Origin of the sequence: Bacteroides sp. AM10-21B (genome assembly GCF_003472565.1) — a bacterium.
Taxonomy (GTDB): Bacteria; Bacteroidota; Bacteroidia; order Bacteroidales; family Bacteroidaceae; genus Bacteroides; species Bacteroides propionicigenes.
The window spans coordinates 1-7,517 of the sequence record NZ_QRME01000010.1 but is presented as its reverse complement, the minus strand read 5'-3'; the positions used below and the strand labels follow the sequence as shown (position 1 = coordinate 7,517).

3 protein-coding genes are annotated in these 7,517 nt (G+C 36.4%); 1 reads left to right on the top strand and 2 read right to left on the bottom strand.

Annotated elements, in window-relative coordinates:
• Positions 1–577 precede the first annotated feature (577 nt).
• On the bottom strand, positions 578–2,215 hold the full coding sequence (locus tag DW121_RS13290; RefSeq protein WP_118324046.1) for a RagB/SusD family nutrient uptake outer membrane protein: 1,638 nt from the start codon (positions 2,213–2,215) through the stop codon (positions 578–580).
• 20 nt (positions 2,216–2,235) lie between these two features.
• Positions 2,236–5,463: a SusC/RagA family TonB-linked outer membrane protein gene (locus tag DW121_RS13285; RefSeq protein ID WP_233555815.1), complete on the bottom strand. Its 3,228-nt coding sequence runs from the start codon at positions 5,461–5,463 to the stop codon at positions 2,236–2,238.
• Between the two features lie 453 nt (positions 5,464–5,916).
• On the opposite strand from DW121_RS13285, the gene DW121_RS13280 reads away from it, so the two are divergent.
• Entirely contained in the window at positions 5,917–7,086 is a 1,170-nt protein-coding gene (locus DW121_RS13280) for a site-specific integrase (protein ID WP_118324044.1), read from the top strand.
• Positions 7,087–7,517 lie beyond the last annotated feature (431 nt).

Below are 7,517 nucleotides of genomic sequence, written 5' to 3'. Positions count from 1 at the left end.
TTCGCAGGACTACAGGTTTTATAAGTGGTTGAAAATAAGACTCTTGTAATTCTTTTAAAAGTCTGGAACTCACATAAAATCTCACTACAAGATACTCTGACATATATTGACAATATAACTAAACTACCTATATGTTACCTATGTTTTATGGCAAACATCTGGTATTTAGTATTTTAAATATAGTGATATACTTCTTGCTATCGCAAATTAGAATGTACTCATAGTTTTATTGCACTATTCTTGTAAATAAAAAGATATATATGTTAGTAGAAAAACACACAGTTTAAATATTGTATAAAAAGTAGGAGATATAATTTCAATGTTAAAATAAAACACAATTTCCTATAAGAGAAGATTACAAATAAAGGATAAGGTTTTTTATTCCTAAGTAATTAAGAAAAGTAGTAACAAGTAAGCGAAGAAAAGGGCAAACGATGTATCAATACGTTACTAAAGGACAAATCCCATAGCTAATATATGAACCTATCACATTATAGAGACTCATACGGGTAGAAATAGTAAAGGCTGCCTTCAAAAGCAAGGCAGCCCAAAACAATACTGTATATAATTCTATAAATTACCCTTTAGGTATTGCTACTATTTCATTATTATCTTCCGGAGTTATACCTTTATTATTATTAATCTCATCTTCTGGTATGATCCACAAAAGTATTTGAGATTCGGCTGGAATATTGAATGCACAGCCGGCTGCAAAGTTAGCTCCGGTTCTATCCAACGGTTTCTTTAATCTCATCATATCGAAGAATGAGAAACCTTCACCCCATAGTTCAATACGACGTTGAAACCAAACATCATCAACTGTTACGGAAGATTTATTCCAAGATTCGTCACGATTCTTCATCAAATCTTTTAACGCTATGGCTGCATCTCCTCCCAAACCTTGTTGAGCCAAAGCTTCAGCCTTAATTAAAATCATTTCCTCTACACGCATTAACGGGAAATCACATGCATTAGTAGCATTGTTGTAAATATTTTGATAAGGACCGAATTTAATATTCAAGTAAGGAGCCTGCCAACCTAACCATTCAGCAATATTATAATCATTACCACGATAGTTTATTTTCCAGTTCCAATCTACTTGAGGAGCTGTCTCTGTGAAATCATATCCCCAAAATTCCTTAGGATTTTCCGGGTTATAAACAGCTTCACCAAGCACCCACCAAAGTTTACGAACATCGTTTTCCGGTATTTCATTATATAATTTACTGTTAATATAGCGTCCTGCATAACCCGGAGCATAGCCATTACCAGTAAAAGAACACATATGTGACGGGAAATTCAAAATGCCACTTTGTACAACATCACTAGTTTCACCGATAATATTTGCCCACATCCAAGATTGAACATCAGCACTGTTGAAAGAAGGCTTGGACACTTGTTCACGTGTATAAGGTACAAATCCTTTCATAGCCTCTGTTGCATCCTTAGCCGCATCTTCCCAATTTTGCATCAACAAGTTGGCACGGGCGCGAAGACCGTAAGCTACATTTATATTAATTTGGCTTTTGTCCTGGCGTTCTGTTGTCAGTAGAGAGATGGCTTCGTCTAAATCCGTCATTATGGTTTCATATACTTTCGCTACAGTGGCACGAGGATTATTGGCAGCCTCTTCTTGGGTCATGAATTCTGTTTGAATAGGTACACCGGGTGCATCTTCATGACCTTTGTAAGTGAATTGATAAATTTGTATCAAGTTCAAATATGCCCATGCACGGAATCCAAGTGCTTGCCCGCGGTATTTTTTCATTGTAGGATCTTCTGCATCAGCTTTTGCCACTTTCAAGATATCGTTAGCCATCTTGATTTCATTATAGAACAAGTTCCAAAAGAAATAAGTATTTTCACCTGTATCCGTACGGTCAGTCAGTCGTAACCCATCCCTGTACCAGTTATATCCTGTATCTTCGGAAGGCATATCCATACCACTAGCATCTAGCATCATGCAAGCAGAAGCAAAACCATAGTCAAAATGCAATGTACCACCTGCCCATTCAGAAATTGCTTCCAATTTAATCAGTGCCGATGCCAATCCCACTACATCCGCATTCAGCTTGGCCGGATCACTCAACTGTATTTGGTCTTTTTGTTCAGTCGTTATTGTGCCGCCTTCAGGCAATTGGTCCAATTCGCATGAGGTGTTGCAACACAACAACGCCATTGCGGGCACAAGATAGAAATATTTATATTTTTTCATATTTGTCTTATGTTTTTAGTTTAAAAAGTGAGTTTAATACCACCGGAAATTGTACGTACCGGAGAATATCTCATGGCATCTACACTGCTACTGGACTGACGCGGATCAAGTCCTTTGCGTTTTGTCAATAAGGCAACATTGTCTGCTGCAAAGAACACACGTAAGTTGGCAATATTCAACTGGGCAAGCCAAGCTTTAGGTACTGTATAACCAAGTGTAATATTAGTAAGATCCAAATAGTTAGAACTGATAAGGAAGCGATCTGAAGATGCATTAGTGTACTTATCAGCACTGTTTACGCGAGGTACATTAGTATTGGTATTGGCAGTACTCCAAGAGCTGAGAATATCCTTATGCCAGTTCTGACCGGCACGAGATGCTGTACCACCATGCATTAATGAAGCATAACCGCTATCATATACACGACCGCCAAGCTGATAAGCACAAGAAATAGAGAAGTCAAAACCGTAGGCAGTAAGAGTGGTACCAAAACCTCCGTATACCGTAGGTAGCATATCGCCAGTTTCGTACTTAGTGGCTAAATTCCAATTTGTCGTAGTTTCCTGTGTAACATTGCCTTTCTCGTCTTTTGTCTCCATATAATAAAGAGCCTCACCCTCATCGTTTACTCCGGCGTATTTGCGCAGATAGTATTGGTACATTGATTTTCCCTCTTTATAAATAGTAGCACCGGAAATCAGTTCTCCATTAAGTTCAGGTGCCAGTTCCAATATTTTATTTTTCACGAAAGTGGCGTTGGCAAACACATTCCATTGGATATTTCTATTGTTGATAATGTCTGAGTTCAAATCTATTTCGACACCATTATTCCGTATAGAACCTATGTTTTTAGGATATACTGAATAACCATTTGAAGGAGATACCGGCATATAGTATAACATGTCAGTTGTCTTGCGGCTGAAATACTCAATGCTACCATTCAGCTTATTTCCAAACAGGTTGAAGTCAAAGCCTGCATTGAAAGAATAAGACGTTTCCCAAGTAATGTCTTCGTTTCCTTTATAAGACATGCTTACAGCAAAATCTCCATTATTTTCCAACACATTGAATTGATCCTGATACGGGTAGTAGTTCTTTGTACCGTATACATCATTATACAGCAAGTCATCATTACCTTGAATACCATAACTCATCTTGAATTTCAGAAAGTCAATCCATTTCTGGTTAGCAAGAAAATCTTCCTTACTTATAACCCAAGCAGCACCTACAGAACCAAAATTACCCCAGCGATGATTTTTAGCAAAGCGTGAAGAGGCATCACGACGATACGATGCGCTAGCTATGTATTTGCCGTCATAATCGTACTGTGCACGTGCCAACCAGCCTTCTGTTGCATAGTTATCTGTGTACGAACTGATAGACGGATTTTTGATTGCATTGTCTATCTCTACGATACCGGGATTGAAAAGTTTTTCTTTACTGCCATTCAAATATTGATACTTGTAATCATAATTTTCATGTCCAACAAGCAAATCAATACTATGATCTCCAAATTGTTTCGTATATGACAGCAATTCTTGCTGGTTGACACTCATTGTACGGGTAGAACCGGCATATACGATACCACCTACTTTTGAATACTGACCGTAATATGCATTATACAAACGACTGTAACGAGTGTTGTCTACATCCACACCTATATTATAAGTGAACTTCAGCCCATCCCAAATATTGACGGTTGCATACCATCTTCCGCTAAACACATCAGCTATATATTGGCGTTTGTCCAAAGCTACCATTGCGGCAGGATTGGAACCACTCATCCAAGTTCTTTTAGAAGCACCCGTTCCGCTTGTTCCATCACCGAAGTCGTATACAGTAAAGCCATTGCTATCTATCATAATTGATTTATCAGCATTGCGGGTATACATGGGGTAGATAGGTGCAATGTAGTTAGCTATATAGAATAAGTTGGCAGAAGAAGTACCTGCATAGCTATCCTGCCCAGCGGGAGATTGCATATCATAATTAGTATATGCCATATTAGCACCTACTTTTAACCATTCCTTTGCTTGATAATCCGCTTTGGCACGAGCCGAATAACGGGTAAAACCGGAACCTGCAATAATACCGGAATCATCTAAATAACCAGCAGACATATAATAGTTCAGTTTATCAGTCGCTCCTGATATATTTATATTATATTCTTGGCGTAAATTCCCCTTCCCAAATAATTCATCGTACCAATCATCAGGTTGATAATAATAAGTCCCATCAGAATATCCTAAAGTTGCATTGGGATTTAACTTACCATCAGTACCTATTAAAGCTTCCCCCTGTGGCACGGTATATATTTGATATCCAACACCGCCAGACTTGTTTGTACTGAGTAAGCTGTTAGCGCCAGCATGCGCCAGTTCGGGAGTTGAGTAATCAAAATCATCTCCCTTAGTGCCCAACACACCGTTGTAGATAGCTTCATAAGCTTTTTCCAGATAAGTACCCGGATTCTTTAATACATCATAATTGGGTACTGCACGTGAATTAGTACCCCATTTAGCATCCACATTTACCGTAGCTTTTCCCACAATACCTTTCTTTGTGGTAATCAAGACAACTCCATTTGCTCCACGAGCACCATAAAGCGCGTTAGAAGCGGCATCCTTTAAAACAGTGGTAGATTCAATATCAGCTGTATTGATGGAAGATAAATCACCATCATAAGGTACGCCATCTACTACATATAAAGGGGTATTGCCGGCTGCCATAGAACCAGTACCGCGTACTCTGATTTTTGCGGTAGAACCAGGTTGACCACCATTGGCACTACTCATTACTTGTACACCTGCCACTGTTCCTGAAAGTGCATTGGTGATATTGGATACTTGTCTTTTTTCAATCTTCTTGCTGTCCACCACAGCGGCAGATCCTGTAAAAGATGATTTTTTTGCAGTACCATAAGCCACTACCATAACTTCATCAAGTACATGTGCATCTGTTTTTAGAATTACTCTTAAGTTAGGTTTAATAGCTACTTCTTGCGTTTGCATACCAACAAACGAAACCTGCAAAGTTTTCGCAGAACTTGGTACGTTCAGTAATGTAAAATCACCATCTACATTGGTAATAGCACCAATTTGTGTACCTTTTACCAATACAGAGGCTCCAATAACTGGCTGCCCGTCTTCTTCAGAAATCACAACACCTGTGACCTTCTGTGTTTGGGCAGTTACTAAGCCTATTCCTACAAAAAGGCAGGCTAATAACAGCATTAATTTTCTTTTCATAAATTCTCTCTTAAAGTTTAACTTTACATTAATTGTTTCTTTACTCTAACAAAATGCAAATATATTAATAAATATGAAACGGACAACTATTTTATTGAAAAAACCTTGTAAATCTATCAATCTGTTATTGAATACTGCCGTTTTATGCTGGATAGCAGTTTTTTTACAATTAAAGAACCTCAAAAAAGCTACATTAACTAACACTATGATTTAATCATTTTGGCTGATTATTAATCCAGATACATATATTTTAAAACAAAATGGTTAAAAAAGTTCTCGTGTAGATGTGATTTTACTGGATTATAAGAAACTTTTTGTGTCGTTTTTAAGCTTCATAGTAATAAACTATAAAGAAATAGAAGCGACTTTTTTGCAGATATTAAATCTTATTCAAACCTTGTTTTGCACAGAATATCGTCTTATTTGTTATAGTATTAATCTAAATGAATTGAGATGAATAAAATTATTTACAACCTTGTGTACAATAGGAAGAAGTGCCTAAATAAAAAAGGAATGGCATTAGTGCAAGTAGAGGCTTATTTGGGAAGAAAGAAAAAGTACTTTTCGACCAAAGTTTATTTGAAACCGGAACAGTGGGACGCAAAAAAACTAGTTGTGAAGAACCACCCTAATGCGGATGCTCTAAATCGGCTACTTTATGAATTTATCTCAGTAATAGAAAAAAAAGAACTGGAACTGTGGCAACAAGGTAAATGTATATCCTTGGAACTATTAAAGAAAGCATTGATTACCCAAGAGAATAATGCTTCATTTATATCTTTCTTTAAACAAGAAGTAATGAATTCCTCTTTGAAAGGTAGCACCAAACGTAATCACCTTTCTACCCTCATATTACTGCAAGAGTTTAAAAAGGATATAACATTCTCAGATTTGACATTTGAGTTTGTCTCTTCTTTCGAATATTTTCTACAGTCTAAAGGGTATCACACGAATACTATCGCAAAACACATGAAGCACCTGAAACGACACGTAAATATAGCTATTAATAAAGAATATATTGAAATACAGAAATATGCTTTCAGGAAATATAAAATAAAAACGGTAGAGAACAAACATACTCATTTAGTGCCGGAAGAATTGGAGAAACTGGAAAACCTGAGTTTATCAGGTAGGTATATAAAACTACAAAAAACTTTAGATGCCTTCCTGTTCTGTTGTTATGCAGGAATGCGATATTCTGATTTTATTAATTTATCCTCAGAGAATATTGTAGATATTAATCAGCAAACATGGCTAATATATAAATCTGTAAAAACAGGAACGGAAGTACGTTTACCTCTATACTTGCTTTTTTCAGGAAAAGGGATTGTGATTCTTAATAAATATCAAGATAATATAGGAGAGTTTTTCCACCTGAGAGATAACTCAAATGTCAATAAAGATTTGATGATTATTACAAAATTAGCCGGATTATCAAAGAGGATTTCTTTCCACACCGCCCGTCATACTAATGCAACTTTACTCATATATAACGGAGTAAATATCACTACTGTGCAAAAACTGCTTGGACATAAAAGCGTAAAGACCACGCAAGTATATACAAATGTAATGGATATGACCATTATTCATGATTTAGAGAAAATGGAACAGGCAATACCGTAAATAAACATCTTCCAAACACCTTTCTACAATGGGTAGTCTCAGTCGTATACTTAGGTAGTCTCAGTATACGACTGAGATACCCTCGATATATAGCGGAAGTAACATTATAAATGAAAAAACTTTGTAGAAGAAACTTATGTTATCCTTTTTTTGTCATAAAAAATAGTTGTTAGAGTATGCTTTATTTACAGAATCTCTTTTCAAAAGGTAACGAGTATATTTACAATATGATTAGTTTATACCTTTTATTGATATAATATCCTGATAACCATAGAGCAATTATAGACTACAGGTAGCATCTTAGTAACCTGATAATGATATTGGTATATGCCAGAACGATGCCTATCAATATTTCAAGGTTACATAGCGAAGTTTCTGATAACTGTAAATCCCTTATTTTAAAACGTTTACAAAATAGATAGTTCTGCGAA

Coding starts and splice junctions, on each gene's coding strand:
- DW121_RS13280 (WP_118324044.1), top strand. CDS start 5,917: ATGAATAAAATTATTTACAACCTTGTGTACAATAGGAAGAAGTGCCTA.
- DW121_RS13290 (WP_118324046.1), bottom strand. CDS start 2,215: ATGAAAAAATATAAATATTTCTATCTTGTGCCCGCAATGGCGTTGTTG.
- DW121_RS13285 (WP_233555815.1), bottom strand. CDS start 5,463: ATGAAAAGAAAATTAATGCTGTTATTAGCCTGCCTTTTTGTAGGAATA.